The 16941-nt window shown below is 41.3% G+C and carries 10 protein-coding genes; 4 read left to right on the forward strand and 6 right to left on the reverse strand.

The annotated features are described in order from the left end of the window. The first annotated feature begins 1 nt into the window (after position 1). The 4 genes from Q0162_RS11280 to rpoN all read left to right on the forward strand — a co-directional run bounded on the left by Q0162_RS11280 (position 2) and on the right by rpoN (position 5651). A complete protein-coding gene (locus Q0162_RS11280) occupies positions 2 to 973 on the forward strand; it encodes a cation diffusion facilitator family transporter (protein ID WP_297891760.1) in 972 nt (323 codons plus the stop codon). Positions 974 to 996: 23 nt separating this feature from the next. After that, positions 997 to 2916, forward strand: a complete 1920-nt coding sequence (locus tag Q0162_RS11285) for a DUF4139 domain-containing protein (RefSeq protein ID WP_297891762.1) — start codon at positions 997 to 999, stop codon at positions 2914 to 2916. Positions 2917 to 3009: 93 nt separating this feature from the next. Further along, on the forward strand, positions 3010 to 4149 hold the full coding sequence (locus tag Q0162_RS11290) for a glycosyltransferase family 4 protein (RefSeq protein ID WP_297891765.1): 1140 nt from the start codon (positions 3010 to 3012) through the stop codon (positions 4147 to 4149). Between the two features lie 35 nt (positions 4150 to 4184). After that, positions 4185 to 5651: an RNA polymerase factor sigma-54 gene (gene rpoN / locus Q0162_RS11295; RefSeq protein ID WP_095901047.1), complete on the forward strand. Its 1467-nt coding sequence runs from the start codon at positions 4185 to 4187 to the stop codon at positions 5649 to 5651. A 117-nt stretch (positions 5652 to 5768) separates the two neighbouring features. Here rpoN and Q0162_RS11300 read toward each other — a convergent pair whose 3' ends face one another. From Q0162_RS11300 to Q0162_RS11325, 6 genes are all read right to left on the reverse strand, one after another. Then, positions 5769 to 7964: a glycoside hydrolase family 3 C-terminal domain-containing protein gene (locus Q0162_RS11300; protein ID WP_297891767.1), complete on the reverse strand. Its 2196-nt coding sequence runs from the start codon at positions 7962 to 7964 to the stop codon at positions 5769 to 5771. 173 nt (positions 7965 to 8137) lie between these two features. Beyond that, entirely contained in the window at positions 8138 to 8866 is a 729-nt protein-coding gene (locus tag Q0162_RS11305; protein ID WP_002680602.1) for a GDSL-type esterase/lipase family protein, read from the reverse strand. Positions 8867 to 8977: 111 nt separating this feature from the next. After that, entirely contained in the window at positions 8978 to 10483 is a 1506-nt protein-coding gene (locus tag Q0162_RS11310; protein ID WP_297891769.1) for a glycoside hydrolase family 30 beta sandwich domain-containing protein, read from the reverse strand. Then, the gene (locus Q0162_RS11315) at positions 10483 to 11982 is read right to left on the reverse strand and encodes a RagB/SusD family nutrient uptake outer membrane protein (protein ID WP_297891772.1); all 1500 of its coding nucleotides are present in this window, start codon (positions 11980 to 11982) and stop codon (positions 10483 to 10485) included. Before Q0162_RS11315 ends, Q0162_RS11310 begins: the two co-directional genes overlap by 1 nt. 13 nt (positions 11983 to 11995) lie before the next feature. Further along, the gene (locus Q0162_RS11320) at positions 11996 to 14968 is read right to left on the reverse strand and encodes a TonB-dependent receptor (RefSeq protein ID WP_297891774.1); all 2973 of its coding nucleotides are present in this window, start codon (positions 14966 to 14968) and stop codon (positions 11996 to 11998) included. A gap of 297 nt (positions 14969 to 15265) precedes the next feature. After that, the gene (locus Q0162_RS11325) at positions 15266 to 16897 is read right to left on the reverse strand and encodes a DUF6377 domain-containing protein (protein ID WP_297891776.1); all 1632 of its coding nucleotides are present in this window, start codon (positions 16895 to 16897) and stop codon (positions 15266 to 15268) included. Positions 16898 to 16941: the final 44 nt, after the last annotated feature.

The following is a 16941-nucleotide window of genomic DNA, read 5'->3' on the forward strand; positions in this document are numbered from 1 at the left end:
AGTGAAAAGTTTTCAGTTTCAGAAACTCGTTACTTTTATAGGCATATTGCTCTTCATCGTAAAGTTGATAGCGTGGTACATTACCAATTCTAATGCTATCTTTTCCGATACGATGGAGAGCATTGTGAATATCATTGCCGCTTTTATGGGGCTCTATTCACTATACCTTTGCAACAAACCTCGTGATACCGACCACCCTTACGGACACGGCAAAGTAGAATTTGTCACCGCTGGTATTGAGGGAATACTCATCGCTATCGCTGGGATACTTATCCTCATCGAAGCCTTTTCATCACTTATAAAAGGAATACAACTTGATAAATTAGGTTGGGGAATAGCCCTTTTTGGGTCTACCGCCATAGTGAATTACGCTATGGGGTATATCTCTTACCAAAAAGGGAAAAGAGAGAACTCTTTAGTGCTAATGAGTGCAGGCAAACACTTGCAATCGGATACTTTTGCTACTTCGGCTATTGTGTTGAGTTTGGTGTTGGTTCACTTTACCGGTTGGCTATGGCTCGACCCTCTAATTGCTATTGGCTTTGGTACTTATATCATAGTGATAGGTTGGAAGATTGTGCGCAAAGCCCTCAGTGGTATTATGGACGAGCGAGATGAAGCCCTTTTTACTGAGATTGTAAATATATTGCAGGCTAATCGCAAAAACGAGTGGATAGACATTCACAATATGCGTATTCAGCAGTTTGGGGCTCACTTGCACATCGATGCCCATATCACACTGCCTTACTACTATTCGCTAAAAGAAGCTCACCAAGAGATGGAAAATGTGATTCATCTGTTAGTAAAAAAAGTAAATAGAACTATAGAATTCAACTTTCACTTAGACTATTGCAAACCTTTTTCGTGTGAAATTTGCGCTATTGATTGCCCTTTTAGGCAAAATCCTTTTGTGCAAACTATACAATGGGATGTGAAAAACATAGCGAGCATAGCAAAACACAGACACAAGTAAAAGTGAAAAATATATTATATAAGATGAAGAAAATACTATTTTTAACAGGATTAGCATTGAGTACGCTACTCAGCGCTCAAGAGTCTCCTAAGGAAGTTAAAACAACTGTAGATGCTGTAACAGTATTTACTAATGGAGCACAAATCACCCGCAAGAAAACAATTATGCTACCCAAAGGAGTTACTGAACTAAAATTCACTGACCTTTCTCCTTTCATTGCTCCAGAAAGTGTGAATGTAAAAGCAGTGCAAGGGGTTACTATCCTATCGGTAAGTCACAAAATCAATTTTTTAGACAAACTAAAACCTACTCCAGAAGTAGAAACTCTTACCAAGGAAATAGAACGCATAGAAAAACTGATTGAATCCGAACAAACTTATTTAGAAATTGTAAAAGACAATCTTGATCTCTTACAAAAGAACAAAGAACTCAGCGGTAAAAATGCTCCTATCCAACTCACTAACCTACAACAAGTAGCCGATTATTACAACAAGCGCCTCACCGAATTGAAATTTGAGGAGAACACACGAATAGCAAAATTAGAACAACTCACTGAACAACTCCGAAAACTACAAAATCAAAAGCAAATTGTATTAGGAAAAACCAACACTGAAAAGGGAGAAATCTACGTGAAAGTAAGTGCCGAAAGCGCTAAAAACTACCCTTTTGAAGTGCAATACATCGTAGATAATGCCCACTGGACTCCCTCCTACGACCTCCGTGCAACCGATATTACTCAGCCTATCAATCTCATCTACAAAGCCAATGTACAACAAGACACCAAAGAGGATTGGGACAATGTAAAACTCACCTTTTCATCTGCCGATCCTAACCTTTCAGGCGAAGCTCCCACCCTGCAAACCTATTTTTTAAGCTATGGCAGTAGCGACCCCAACCTTGTGAGAAAACCTAAAGCATTTGGCAGTAATTTGAGAGCTATCAACGGATTGATACAAGGCGTAGTAGTAGATGAAAAAGGAGAGCCTATCCCAGGTGTTGTAGTGATTGTAAAAGGAACGACTATGGGCACCAGCACCGATTTTGACGGTAAGTTTACCCTCAATAGCCCAAACGATTTACAAGGTAAAAACTTAGAAATATCTTTTATCGGCTATAAAACTGTAACTATACCTGCACAAAAAGTGATGACTGTAAGACTGCAAGAAGAAACTCAACAATTAGAAGAGGTTGTTGTAGTAGGATATGGTAGACACAGAAAAGCCTATACAGGAAGTAATCGAAAAGATAAATTAGAAGGCAAATTAGCTGGAGCACAAGAAAAAAAGAACGAAATACCACAGGCTGACCTTATTCCTGTAAACTCTTCTGATATTCAAACCAACGTACAATTTGAGATTGCAACTCCTTACACAGTAAAATCTGACAACCAAACATATACAGTAGATATGCAATCTTTTAAAGTTGCTGCTGACTATAAGTACTACATCGTTCCTAAAGTAGAGCAAACCGCTTACTTGATAGGTTATGTAACCAATTGGCAACAGTATAACCTATTGGAAGGAGAAGCTAATATCTTTTTTGAAGATACTTTTGTAGGTAAAACCAATATACAACCCCTGCAAACTGCCGATACTCTTAAACTCTCCTTAGGACAAGACAAGAAAGTATCAGTTACCCGTGAAAAAATAAAACAATTTGCCTCTCGACAGTTTATGGGTAGTAAGAAAGAAGATACTCGCTTGTACAAAACTATTATCCGCAACAACAAACAGCAATCTATCTATCTGATGGTATTAGACCAGTTACCTATTCCTACCCTTAAAGAAATTGAAGTAAATGCACTAAAAACCTCAGATGGCAAATACAATAAAGAAACAGGAGAACTCAAATGGGAGTTTGCTCTCAAACCCTCTGAAAAGAAAGAAATAGAGGTAGAATTTTCCGTAAAATATCCTAAAAACAGAACAATTTGGTTAGAATGATATACCTCTAACCAAAGAAATAACCATAGTATTTTTGGCTATTTGTGATATATTTAATACTTTTGCCGTGAAATACTGCTTACAATAAACGATATGATAGTTACTTTCTTTTCAGAAAACCTATGGTTTACGGCTTTTTGTGTGTGCTTCCTTTCATTAGGTGCTGCCTACTTATCTTTGCCAAGTGTCATTTATGTCGTGAAGCAAAAAAACTTGATGGACAACCCTAATGCGCGTAGCTCTCACAAAGAAAAAACTCCAACTTTAGGAGGACTTTCCTTTTTTGTAAGTTTGATTTTTACCTTGTTTTTACTTCGTCCGTTTGATAGTGACAGCGTAGGAATTAATATTCTATCAGGGGTTGGGGTATTGTTTTTCGTAGGTTTAAAAGATGACCTAACAGGCGTAAACCCCAGTACTAAAATCATTGGTCAAATTATTGCTACTCTTATTCTGTTCTTTGGTTCAGGACTTAAAATCACCACATTAAACAATTTCTTAGGTATTACCGATATTCCTTATTGGTTTTCTATACTCATCAGCTGTGCTATAGTGATGGCTATTGTCAATTCTTACAATCTTATTGATGGTATCAATGGTTCGGCAGCAATGGTAGGTATTGTGATTTTTTCGGCTTTTGCCTATGTGTTCTATGATGCCGAAATGAACTTCTATTTCTTGCTATCATTGTTGAGTATCAGTTTTCTATTGGCTTTTTTGCGCTATAATCTATCGGCTAAAAAGCGGGTATTTATGGGCGATACAGGCTCTATGATTGTAGGTTTCCTTATTGCTGTGTTGGCTATCAAATTCTTTTCACTCAATACAGAACTATTAGAAAGCGCTGTTATCACGCCTTCTAACAAGGTATGGGTATTGCTTTCTATCATCTTTATTCCATTTTTTGATACTACTCGTGTGTTCACTACCCGCTTGTTACGCCACGGACAACCTTTTAAAGCCGACCGCAGTCATATTCACCACGTGATGATAGACTATATGAAACTATCGCACTCACAAGCAAGCTTGCTATTAGCCGCTATCAACCTAAGTGTATTTATCACTATTTTATCACTAAACACCTCTCTTTCTCCTCTCTATTTAGGAATTGTTTTAGGAGTTATTTTTATAGGATTGGCAGGACTTCTCTTTTATGTAAACAGAAGCTATCACATCCGTAAGAAGAAACAAAAAATAAGACATATTGTGAATGAAATTATAAAAAAGAAATAATTTTTTTCGTATCTTTGCGCCCTATCTCATAAGAAATGCTCAAACAGAATTTACAACTTAAACTCTCACAGAAACTTTCACCTCAGCAAATACAGCTGATGAAACTCGTGCAACTCCCCACTCTTGCCTTTGAACAGCGCGTAAAACAAGAGTTGGAAGAAAACCCCGCCTTAGAATCGGGGCGCGAAGAAGATGCCCTCGATGAGTTTCACGATGAGTTCGACAACTCTGCCGATGAATATAACGACAACGATGTAATTGATATGGACGATATCAACATCGATGAATACCTCAGTGATGACGAAATTCCCGACTATCGTTTGCACGCTAATAACTACAGTGACGACGATGAGGATCGCGATATTCCTTTCAGTGCAGAGGTATCGTTCCACCAATCCCTTATCAACCAATTAAACACCTTTACCCTCTCGGATGAAGATTACCTCATTGCTGAGTTCCTCGTGGGTAGCATAGACGATACAGGCTATATACGCCGCTCTATTCAAGACCTTACCGACGACCTCGCTTTCACCCAAAATATCTATACCGAAGAGGAGCACGTAGAGCAAATACGCCAACAGATTATCTTCCAATTAGACCCTGCAGGAGTAGGCGCTGCCGACCTGCAAGAGTGCTTGCTCATACAACTACGCCGCAAAAAACAAACTCCTGCTATAGAATTGGCAATCAAAATGCTTACCGAAGCCTTTGAGGCATTCACTAAAAAGCATTATACCAAACTGCAACAGCGCTTTTTGGTAACTGAAGAACAGCTAAAAGAAGCGGTACAAGAGGTGGAACGCCTAAATCCTAAACCTGGAAGTTCCTATGTAGGCAATAATGTACATATAGAGCAAATCATCCCCGATTTTACCGTAAAAGTGGTAGATAACGAGTTGGAACTCTCCCTCAACGGGCGCAATGCTCCCGAACTACACGTTTCTAAGGAATACAGCACTATGCTCGATACTTATAAGAAGAGCAAGGAAAAGAGCAATTCACAAAAAGAAGCAGTATTCTTTATCAAACAGAAGTTGGATTCGGCTAAGTGGTTTATAGATGCTATTCGTCAGCGACAACAAACGCTCCTCATCACTATGGATGCTATTATGGAACACCAACGCGAATACTTCCTTACAGGTGATGAACTGAAAATTAAACCGCTTATTCTCAAAGATATTGCCGACAAGGTAGGTATGGACATTTCTACTGTATCGCGGGTAGCAAGCAGTAAATACGTAACTACCCCTTACGGTACCAAGCTCATTAAAGATTTCTTTTCGGAATCTATGAAGAACGACCAAGGAGAAGATGTTTCTACTCGTGAAATTAAGCAGATATTACAACATATCATCGCTAAGGAAGACAAGAGTAAACCCCTCCCCGATGATGAATTGGCACAGCTCCTCAAAGAGAAAGGTTACCCCATTGCACGCCGCACTATCGCCAAATACCGCGAACAAATGGATATACCTGTAGCACGCCTCAGAAAAGAACTATAGTCTAATGACGAGTGACAGTGCGAGCCGCACAGGCAAAAGTGCGAGCCGCACGGGAAAGTATTAAAAGCTCGAAGCCTCACGGCTTCGAGCTTTTTAGGTATATGAAAAGTAAAAAATCTACTCTAAGGTGAAATCTACTGTGCTTTTAATGTCGCCTGAAGAGGTGCCTACTAAGGCTTTAAATGTACCTTTTTCGGCTATCCAAGCGTGTTGCTCAGGGTTGAAGAAGGATAGGTCTTGCTTGGTGATGTGGAAGGTTACGGTTTTGGTTTCTCCTGCCTTCAAGAATACTTTCTCAAAACCTTTGAGCTCTTTGTACGGACGTAATACTGAGGCTTCTTCGTCGTGCAAATAGAGTTGTACTACTTCAGCACCGTCGCGCTTGCCGGTGTTCTGTACTGTTACTGAGAAGCTGATATCGCCGTTGGTGGTTTTCTTGTCGGCAGTGAGTTTTCCGTATTTGAAAGTGGTGTAAGAAAGTCCGTGACCGAAAGGGAATAGCGGTTTTACCCCTTTCGTATCGGCGTAGCGGTAGCCTACCAAAATGCCTTCATTGTAGGCAACATCTTTATCCCCTGGGTATTCACCTAAGGCTACGGCACCATTGTCCTCCAAACGCACTGGGAAAGTGAAAGGCAATTTCCCTGAAGGGTTTACATCACCGAAGAGTACATCGGCGAGGGAGTTACCTGCTTCAGAGCCTAAATACCAATCTTGTACGATAGCGGGTACACTTTTCACCCAAGGCATCGCCATTGCATTGCCCGAAATAAGCACTACTGCTAAGTTTTTATTGACTTTTGCCAAAGCCTCAATCACGGCATCTTGTCCGTAAGGTAAGCCGTATTGTTTGCGGTCGTTACCCTCACAATCCTGACCATCGTGTTTGTTAAGTCCGCCTATAAAAATAACTACATCGGCTTGTTGAGCAGTTTTTACAGCTTCGGCAAGGAGTTCTTGCGCCGGACGTTTATCGGTGATGTCGTTAGCAGCAAGCCCGTCTTGGTCTTTGTAATCGTCGCTGGCATAGCCACGTGCATAGAGCACTTTAGCTGTATTGCCTACACGGTTTTTAATTCCGTCTAAGGGGAGTATCTCGTGAACGGCTTTCAGTGAGGAACTTCCTCCTCCTACGGTCATCATTTTGATAGCATTCTCGCCTATTACGGCTATGGTTTTTACCTTTTTAACGTCGATAGGCAATACATTTTTGTCGTTTTTGAGCAGCACGATACCTTCTTGCCCTATCTTGCGGGCTACGGCAAAGTGTTCTGGTGAGGCGAATGACCCAAAGGGGCGATTGGCTGCCATATTGGTGCGGAATACAAGTCGGAGGATATTGCGCACCTTTTCATTTACTACTTCTTCTTTTATTTCTCCTGATTTCAGTTTTTCGAGAAAAGGTTGGGCAAGGAAATAATGGTCGTAAGCATTTGAGCGGTTTTCGGTCATTCCGTCAGTCCACGTACCAAATTCCATATCCAATCCGTGAAGGGCAGCACCATCGGTGTTGTTCACACCACCCCAATCGGATACTACGGCACCGTCAAAGCCCCATTCTTTGCGCAAGATGTCTTGCAATAGGTATTGGTTTTGACAAGCCCATTGGTCTTTGTATTTGTTATAAGCCCCCATTATGCTCCACGCTTTTCCCTCTTGCACAGCAGCTTTGAAGGCAGGGAGGTAAATCTCATACAAAGCGCGGTCGTCTACCTTTACATTCACGGTATGGCGGTTGATTTCTTGATTGTTAAGGGCATAGTGTTTCACACAAGCAGCTACGCCATTAGCTTGTACGCCTTGCACATAAGGCACAACCATTTTGGATGCCAAATAAGGGTCTTCACCCATATACTCGAAATTGCGCCCATTGAGAGGGGTACGATAGATGTTCACCCCAGGACCTAAGAGTACGTTTTTGTTGCGATAGCGGGCTTCTTCGCCTATGGCTTTTCCGTAGGCTTTGCTGAGAGCGGGATTCCACGTAGCAGCAAGGCAAGTGAGGGCAGGAAAAGCGGTACATTTATCGTTTGTCCATCCCGCTTGATTCCACTCGTCCCAAAGTACTTCGGGGCGTATGCCGTGAGGACCATCGGTCATCCAGTTTTCGGGGATACCCAAGCGGGGCACACCAGGTGAACTGAACTTAGATTGAGCGTGGCACATAGCTACTTTTTCCTCTAAAGTCATTCGCGATAGGGCATCGTCGATACGCTTCTCAATGGGTTGCGAAGCGTCTAAATAAACAGGCGTTTGCTGGGCTGAAAGCGTACCTACGGCACAGCAAAGCAGTAAAGTTTTTATATTTTTCATATTGTATTCGTTTAATCCGTTCCCCTCCCGAAAGGAGGGGACAAGCCGCAAAAGCGACGCGGTACTTGTGGATAATCAGAGCAATCAACTTTGACAAAGGTGCGAGCCGCACAGGCAGAGCTTTGGCAAAGTGTAGAGATGCTTGTTAATTATTAATTATCAATTGTTAATTGTTATTTCTTAACTGCTGTAAGATAGGGTTTGATAATAGCTGTCCATAGTTTGTAGCCTTCGGCATTCATATGGAGGTTGTCTTCTTTAAAGATATCGGTGCGGAGGTTGCCCGCTTCATCGTACATTACTTTGGTGATATCAATGTAAGTATAACCTTGTGCGGTGGCATTTTCCTCTAAAAGAGCGTTTACCAATAGCTGGTCTTTCAGCTGATCGGCTTTGTGCTGTGAGGGTTTTAGCGACACTACAAACAAGGGAGTTGTTGGGTAATCTTTTTTGAGTTTAGCGATGAATATACGGAAAAGGTCGAAGCACTTTACGGCATTCACGCCTTCTTTGTGGCTTCCGAGGTCGTTTTCTACATAAAGAACGATGCTTTTAGGTTTGTATCCTTGTGCGATGGTGTTGTAGTTATAAATCATATCGCGCAAGGTTGCCCCTCCATAAGAACGGCGGATGAGTTTTAGCGGTGCAAAATCTTCATAGATAGTATCCCATAGGTTGATAGACGAACTACCGAGGAATAGCGCATCGCAGGAGAGGTCTTTGAGGCGTTTGTTTTCCTTTTGGTAGTAGTTGATATCGCCTTGATAGCGGGTAATCCAAGGAGTTTCATCGGTTTGTTCAAAGGGGATTACCGTTTTGATTACGGTAGTAGGGGTTGCGGTTTGCGCTTTGGCGAATGCTATAGAAGCCATTGCTAATAGTGACAATAATATTCTTTTCATTTGCGTAATTTATTATTTTTAAGCCCCCGTCCCCCCGAAGGGGGACAATCCGTAGAAGAGGAGCTATTCTACTCTATTTGATTTGACTTTGAGAAAGTTTGTAATTTCTACTTATATTTTGGGTATCAAAAAGGATACCACGCTATTGGCAGGTACTTCATAAGAGAAATACTGTTTGCCGGTACTTAGGGTTAGGTGTGTGGCTTCTTTCTTTTTATTCAGTAGCACACAAGCCAAAGAGCCGTCGGGGTTCTGGAAAGCGGTACATTGCAGATTGTCATCAGTGGTTTTCTCAACACCTATGCGGGTTGCGCCTTGCTTGATAACAGATGAAAGGTGACTTATGACATAATAGTGTGAATTGCGTTGCATCGTTTTATAATCGGATGTTTGGATATCAACTGCACCAAAACAAGTCTTGCAACCGCCTTCACGATTGGGCGCTCCGTGCTCGTCGAGCATTAAATTCCAGACCATTACCGCCTTGCAATGATTATTTAGGGTTTTGATACCGAGCTCTTGCATATCTTCAGTAAGACGGCGTTCAAGATTGCGACCATCGTTCCAAGTACCTATGGAGCTTTCTGTAAAGATGAGTTCTTTATTAGGGTATTGATTATGAATATTGTTCAACTCATCGGGATTTCCACCATAGTTATGGTAGGCAGCCCCTGTAATGTATTGAGAAGCTTCAGTATCTTTATAGATATGCAGAGGGTACTGCTGTTGTGAAGGCATATTGTCGTAGTTGTAGTTATGGTCGAAAAGGTAGATTTTAACCTCAGCAAAGCCTTTATCGCGCAGGGTTTTTCCTAAGACATTTTTGATAAAGGCAAGTTGCTCGTCCCATCCCATATACATAGAAGCCGAGTTGCCTCTATTGAGAGGTTCGTTCTGTATAGTGATAGCATTGACGTTCAATCCATTGTCTTTCATCGCTTGCAACCATTTGGCGAAGTACAACGCGTAATCTTGATAGAGTGCAGGGTTTAGCTGACCACTTGTCCAATGGTTGTAAGGTTGGAGGTCGGTGAGGTTATTGACCTTCATCCAGCGCGGAGGAGTCCAAGGAGAGCCAATGATTTGCACTTTGGGGTTGATAGCGAGAATCTCTTTAAGTATAGGAATCACGTATTTTGTTTCCTCTTGGGTGAGGGCAAAGTTATCAATTCCTTTGGTATCGCAAAGCGTGTATTCACTTAGAGAGAAGTCGGAACAGCCAATAGAGACTCTCACATAGTTTTGCCCAAACCCTTCAGTTTCAGAGAAGGTTTGAATGAGGAAATTCTTTCTATCGGCGGGAGACATCTGCATTAAGTTATAGCAAGTAGAGCCTGTAATAGCAGAGCCAAATCCGTAGACACTTTGGAATTTTTCAGTAGGTTTTAAGGTAATACTATAAGATGCCTTGGGGTTTTTGATGAGCTTTAGGTCGGTTTGCTCTTTGTAGAATTCTTTTTGGCGATTGGCTGTAGTTAGCAATATGCTCACTTTACCTACTGATGGCTCAACAACAGGGGGAGGAGTAGGTTCCTCCCCTGTGTTGGATTTTTTCTGGCAGCTACAAGAAGCGATGCTCCAGAGTATTACAAGTAAAAAAGACGGGAATAATTTCATTAGTAACCAGGGTTTTGAGTGAGTTTTTTATTGTTTTCTAATTCAGTTTGTGGAACAGGGTAAATGGAACTATTCTCTGTTAGCGGGTATACTCGTGGTAAACGACCTTCATCACGTGCATTAAGTGTATTCATTGTTTCAATGGCTTTATCGTTACGCACCAAATCGAACCAACGGAAGCCTTCAAAAGCCAATTCAAGGCGACGTTCTTTGAGTACGGCTGCTTTCATTTGTTCTTGTGAAAGAGAAGAGGAAATAGCAGCGAGTCCTACCCTTGCACGGACTTGGTTTACTAAGGCAGCCGCCTGAGCGGTTTGACCTAAAGCGGCATAAGCTTCAGCTTTTAGCAAGAGGATATCGGCTAAACGCAACTTGATGATACTACTGCCTCCTGAACGTATTTTGTACATAAAAGGATAGTGGTTAGAGGGGTAATAAATATTCCAAGAGGGTTGCCCGTAAACGATAGCTTGGTTTTTGCGCACAGTATCGCCCTCAGCATCAAAAGCAGCGATGAGGTCGCGTGAAGGGGTTACCCATTTCGCCCAATTGTAAGTGCTATTGGGGTTGGTGTAGTTTAAGCCGAAGAGCCCTGGTAACCACGTTTGTCCGCCTTGAGAGTAGGTAATCTCAAAAATAGACTCAGCAGAGTTACGCACTTTTACATCGGTTTTAGCATCGTTGATTTGAAATAAATCGGCGTAATTAGGCAAGAGGGAAAATCCATCGGCTTCTACGGCTGCGCAATACTGAATGGTTTTGTTGTAGTCGCGTATAGGTTTTTCGGCATATACGTGAGCTAAAAGCGCATTGGCAACTGCGCGACTAAAGAAGAACTTATCGTTAGCCTTCACTGCAGGAGCATCGACGAGAGCCTCCTCAAGGTTGGTGCGAATGATGTTGTACACCTCGGCAACAGATGTGCGCTCAGGAAAGAGCAATTTATAGGTTTGTTCTACGTTTTCAGATGATATTTCAGGGATTTCCATCGCAGGAATAGGTATAGCACCCCAAAGTCGTGTCATATCAAAAAGCATCCACGCTTTAAATATTTTAGCCTCAGCTTTCCACTGTTTGCGTTCAGTAGATGTAAGGGAAGCATCGGGCACTTTGTCTACATTGGCAATTACTACATTGGCTAAGTTGATAGCTTCAAGATATTTTTGCCAATCACGTTTGATATAGGCATTAGCAGCATCTTGGCTATTTTGTTCAATAGAAGCTATATTTACAGAAGTTTTAACGCCTGCATAGGAATTATCAGCACGGGTTTCGGCGTGTTGTAGAAAATCCAATGTCCAGAACTCTTGTGCTGATCCACGCACAAAGGCATAGAGAGCTTCATAGCGTGTTTTCATTTGTGCTTTGTTCTCTATAGCTGAGGAACTTTTGCCCTCGGTAGTTGTATTTTTTTCGTTAAACTCCGAAATAGGGTCTTTATCTAAACTGCAAGCCGTTAGCGTTGCTAACGAAAATGCAAGGTATATGTATCTTTTCATTTTTGTATAGGTATTAAAAATCAATGTTTAAGCCAAAGATAAAGGTTTTGGTTTGAGGATAAGTACCCCAATCAATACCCATCGTAGGACCTGAAAGTCCTTGGTTTACTTCGGGGTCAAAGCCTTTGTAGTTGGTAAGAGTCCAAAGGTTTTGAGCGGTGAAATAAGGTTGTATCTTGCGGATACCATATCTCAACAATTCCTCATTGGAGAGGTTGTAGGCCAAAGTAAGTGTTTTAAGGCGCAAGTACGAACCATCTTCTACCCAACGAGACGATGCTTTGATATTATCGGTACCTTGTTTTGCACGAGGTATATCGGTAATATCACCTGGTTTTCTCCAGCGGTTTAGCACGGCAGTCGATTGGTTTTGGTCTTTGTACATCCCCTCAGTTTCTATACGAGAGGCGTTGTAGATATCATTGCCATAAGAGCCTTGGAAGAAGACACTTAAAGTGAAGTTTTTATAAGAGAAGTCATTGGTAAGCCCAAAAGTAAAATCGGGGTTAGGGTCGCCTATATAAGTTTTATCGGATACACTAATTCTACCATCACCATTGAGGTCTTTGTATTTGATATCACCTGTTTGAGGGTCTACGCCTTCACTTATCAATCCCCAGAACTTGCCTAAAGGTTGTCCTTCGGTAATGCGCACCACTTGTTCATTAGTAGCTTCGGAAGTGTTGGCGTAGTAATACACTTTCTGAAGGGTGAGTTTAGTTAGCTCATTGCGGTTGAACGAGATATTGAAATTGGTATTCCAAGTAAAATCACCTGTGAGGTTGCGTGTATCGAGCGCAAATTCAATTCCTTTGTTGGTCATTTCACCTTCGTTGCGATAAATAGAAGGTATGGGTGAAGTAGAAGGAAGAGGTACATCCATTAGCAAATCGGTAGTTTTTTTGAGGTAAGCATCAACTGCTAACGAAATACGATTTTTAAACAATGAAAGGTCGAGCCCTATATTGCTTTGAGTGGTAGTTTCCCAAGTGAGGTTAGGATTAGAGAATGAATTAGGACGCAAGGTTACCATTGCATCACCTTTGCCTGCCTCCCACCAATTTTGACGGGTGATAGAATAGCGTTGCAAGTAGCCGTAATCGGAAATACCTGCTTGGTTACCTGTTTGTCCCCAGCCACCGCGCAATTTGAGTTCGCTAAGCCAATCGACGTTCTTCAAGAAGTTTTCTTGTGAAAGTCTCCACCCTACAGATACTGAAGGGAAGTACCCCCAGCGTTTGCCAGGTGCTAACTTGGAAGAACCATCGGCGCGGAAGTTAGCCGTGAGAAGATATTTGCTATCGTAGTTATACGAAATACGACCTAAATACGACATAATTGCCCATTCGGCAGCTCTCGAACCACTACCTTGTTCTATTTTATTAGCAGCGTTGAGGGTTTTGATGTCGGGAGTAAGGAAGTGAGAGGCATACAAATAGCTTTCATTCCATTTAGATACCGTTCCTGAAGTACCCGCCAAAGCAGAAAAGTTATGCTTTCCGAAACTCTTGTCGAAAGTAAGCAAGTTGTCGTAAGTCATCACGGTGTTGTTAGTGCGAATATCGTCGGCAGTACCGAAGATGCTACGCCCGTAAGAAGTGAGTTTAGGGTCTGTCCAATGGGTTTGAGTACGTCCTAAACGGTCGATACCTACTGTAGATTTGAACTTTAAGCTCGGGAAAAAAGTTACGATAGCCGATACGCTTCCTACCAAGCGATTGCTCTTAGAGGTATTATCGGCATTACGAGAGATATTCTCTACAGGGTGAGTGAGGTTTGCTCCATAGAAATTGTAGTAATACCAACCTTCTTCACCGGGTTTATCACTCCATATAGGGGCGTATTTAGGGGTATTGATTACCGAAAGCACTACCCCAGCGCGGTTAGAGCCTGTACCAGTGATAATTCCATTAGACGAGTAATCGGAATAGGATAGATTGGTTTCAAAAGTGAGCCATTTGCGCATTTTGGTTTCTAAGTTCAAACGCACATTATAGCGTTCAAAGAAAGAAGAGCGAATAACCCCTTCATCTTTAGAGTTACCTGCTGAAATATAATATTTAGTATTTTCAGTTGCATTTGAGAAAGAAAGCTGTGTATTGCGGATAATACTCTTGCGGAAGGTTTCATCAAACCAATCAGTTTTATCGGTAAGCCCTGAAGGAAGAGTAACAGCACCTGTTTCGTCCATCAGCTCCTTATACTGAGCTGTGTTGAGCGACTCAATGCGTTTGGCTACCTGAGAAATACCTACATAGGTATTGACAGCGATTTTAGGCTCATTGCGTTTACCTTGTTTGGTAGTGATAAGTACTACCCCATTGGCAGCACGTGAACCATAGATAGCTGCTGAAGAAGCATCTTTGAGCACTTGCATATTCTCGATATCGGTAGGGGCAATCCCGCTGATGTCTTGCACTGGGATACCATCAACCACATATAGAGGGTCGTTGGAAGCGCTGATAGAGGTATTCCCACGGATGCGCACAGCTAAGCCAGCACCTGGAGCACCACTAGGTTGTACTACTTGAATACCTGCTGCACGCCCTTGAATAGCTTGTGCTGCTGAAGTTACAGGACGTTGGTCTAAATCTTTAGTTTTTACTGAAGTGATAGCTGTGGTTACATCACCTTTCTTTTGAGTACCATAGCCCACTACTACTACCTCATCGAGGTCTTGAGTAGCTTCGGGAAGTTTTACTTTTAGAGAGGCACCTGTCGCTTTTATATCAAGGGTTTTATACCCCACTGACGAAAACTCTAACACAGTACCTTTGGGCACGTTGTTAAGCGAAAAGTTACCATCAAAATCGGTAGCTACCCCCTTGGTAGTACCTTTTATTACTACAGAAACACCAGGAAGAGGCATTCCTTTGTCATCGGTTACAGTACCTGTTAGCTGACTAATGTTTTGCGCTTGCGCAAAAGCAGTAAAGCCTAATAACAGTACTATCATTAGCATTAAATGTTTTTTGAGTACTTTCATAAAATAAAAACGTTACATTTGTTAGTTTCTTTTTTGTTGCTTTTCGGAAAGTTATTTTTGTATTTCCAACGCCCCAAAATTATGGCAAAAAAACATTGAAATGTCATCAGGTATTATAAAAGTACTATTTGAAAAAGTTATTTAACTGAATATTAACAATTTGAAATCTAAAGAAGCCTTAAAAAAGTACCGAATTTTCACTTGTAAATCACAAAATAGTACCCGAACCTGCAAAAGAGAAGCCTCTGAAAAAGCAAGATTTTACATAGGAAAAATCAGTTTTTACACTTTTTTTGATTAATCGCGTATTCGTTTAACTTTTTCCTCAAAAGCATCACGTTCTCCTTTCGCTTTATTCCGTACTTTAGTACGATAGTTATACACTGTACGAAGAGAATAACGCAAGAATTCGGCTATCTTATTGCTATCGGTAATACCTAAACGGATGAGGGCAAAGATACGCAATTCGGTATTGAGTAGTTCACCTTTTTTAGGTAGGATTTGCTCTCCTTCTTCTAAAAGAGCATTGAAGTGAGTTACAAAATGTGGGTATATATTTAGGAAGATAGTATCGAAATTCTTATAAAGTTCCTCTAATTCTTGTTCTACCACAGTGGTAGATTTTAGCACCTTGGTAAGGTCGTCAAACTGATGTTTAGAAGCCTTTTTGTAGAGCAATTTTCGGTAGTTTTCAATCTTATCAATATACGCTGAACAGAGGTTGAAGAAATGTGCAATATACTCTTCTTTGATAAGGTTTGCCTCCTCAAGGTTGAGATTTGCCTCCTCAAGGTTTTGGTTCATTTGTTGCAAATCAGCATTGAGTTTTTCGAGTTGCTGATTGCTATGGCAGAGCTCTTTACGCGTTTTTACCAACCGTTTTACTTGTTTGTACACATATATCAAAGCAATAATAAGGGCTACCGACAATACGCTGATGAGCACTAAATAAAGCTGTAATTCTTTCTTTTGTTTAGCTTCTTTCTCTTGATAGGCGGTGTTAATAATAGAATAGAAAGAGGCACCTTCTTCGGCGCGGTGTCGCACATTGCAGAAGGCAGCATCGTCTATTGCCATTTTGATAAACTGATAGGCTTTACTTATATTTCCGCGTTTGTAGTAAGTAAGCGCCAAACTCTGCAAGGAAGCGTTATCTTTGATAGTATTTTTGATATCGGCAATAGCTGAGAGGGCAAAATAATACTCTTGCAGTTCGTCATTGCCTTGTTGTTGATAAATAAGTCCTAAGTAATAAGCTATCACCGCACGTTGGGGATCATCGGCTGGAGTTTGAGAGAGCAAACTGAGAAAAAGCTGGGTTGCGTTATTTTTATCAGCAGAATAGAATTGCTTGATAGCATCATTGAGTTTAAAGAGTGTTGATTGAGGGGCTAAGCACGACAGCAATGAATCGCGGTAGTTATCGGACATTCTAAAATAGTGGAGGTTATTGGTACTTTGCCCGTAATGACTGTAATAGGTGTGAAATGTTTCGTAGTAATCACACAACAACGTTTTATTTAAACGCTGTTTATCAATAGAAGAAAGCAATTGTAACGACTCTACATACATTCCTTTTACTGAGTAGAGTTTAGAGAGCAGAATACGTGTTTCGTCCTGCTTTTCGGTATCGTTTAAAGCGATTGCTATTTGTTCGTTTTTCAGCAAATAGGCTACTGCCGAATCGACCTTAAACTTTCGGTATTCGTCATACAATTGCTTGTGTAAATCGTATTTTTCTGCTGGTTGAGAGGCTTTTTTAAGAGCCTTTTCCAAAGAAGCGATACGTTGTTCTTTGGCTTGTATATAAGTAGCACTCTGCTCAATAGTTTGATTGAGTTGGTGGAGTACAGCTTCTTTGTTCTCTTGTGCCACCGCTGCATTCCTTCCCAACAACAATATGATAAAGAGTGTGATATAGTTTTTCATAAGGTTTGTTTTTAAATTTTGCTCAATCAACTTTGCCAAAGGTC

The organism is uncultured Capnocytophaga sp. (assembly GCF_937936315.1).
In the GTDB taxonomy this organism is placed as follows: domain Bacteria; phylum Bacteroidota; class Bacteroidia; order Flavobacteriales; family Flavobacteriaceae; genus Capnocytophaga.

Coding starts and splice junctions, on each gene's coding strand:
- Q0162_RS11305 (WP_002680602.1), bottom strand. CDS start 8,866: ATGAAAAGAATATTATTGTCACTATTAGCAATGGCTTCTATAGCATTC.
- Q0162_RS11285 (WP_297891762.1), top strand. CDS start 997: ATGAAGAAAATACTATTTTTAACAGGATTAGCATTGAGTACGCTACTC.
- Q0162_RS11320 (WP_297891774.1), bottom strand. CDS start 14,968: ATGAAAGTACTCAAAAAACATTTAATGCTAATGATAGTACTGTTATTA.
- Q0162_RS11325 (WP_297891776.1), bottom strand. CDS start 16,897: ATGAAAAACTATATCACACTCTTTATCATATTGTTGTTGGGAAGGAAT.
- Q0162_RS11290 (WP_297891765.1), top strand. CDS start 3,010: ATGATAGTTACTTTCTTTTCAGAAAACCTATGGTTTACGGCTTTTTGT.
- Q0162_RS11315 (WP_297891772.1), bottom strand. CDS start 11,982: ATGAAAAGATACATATACCTTGCATTTTCGTTAGCAACGCTAACGGCT.
- Q0162_RS11310 (WP_297891769.1), bottom strand. CDS start 10,483: ATGAAATTATTCCCGTCTTTTTTACTTGTAATACTCTGGAGCATCGCT.
- Q0162_RS11300 (WP_297891767.1), bottom strand. CDS start 7,964: ATGAAAAATATAAAAACTTTACTGCTTTGCTGTGCCGTAGGTACGCTT.
- rpoN (WP_095901047.1), top strand. CDS start 4,185: ATGCTCAAACAGAATTTACAACTTAAACTCTCACAGAAACTTTCACCT.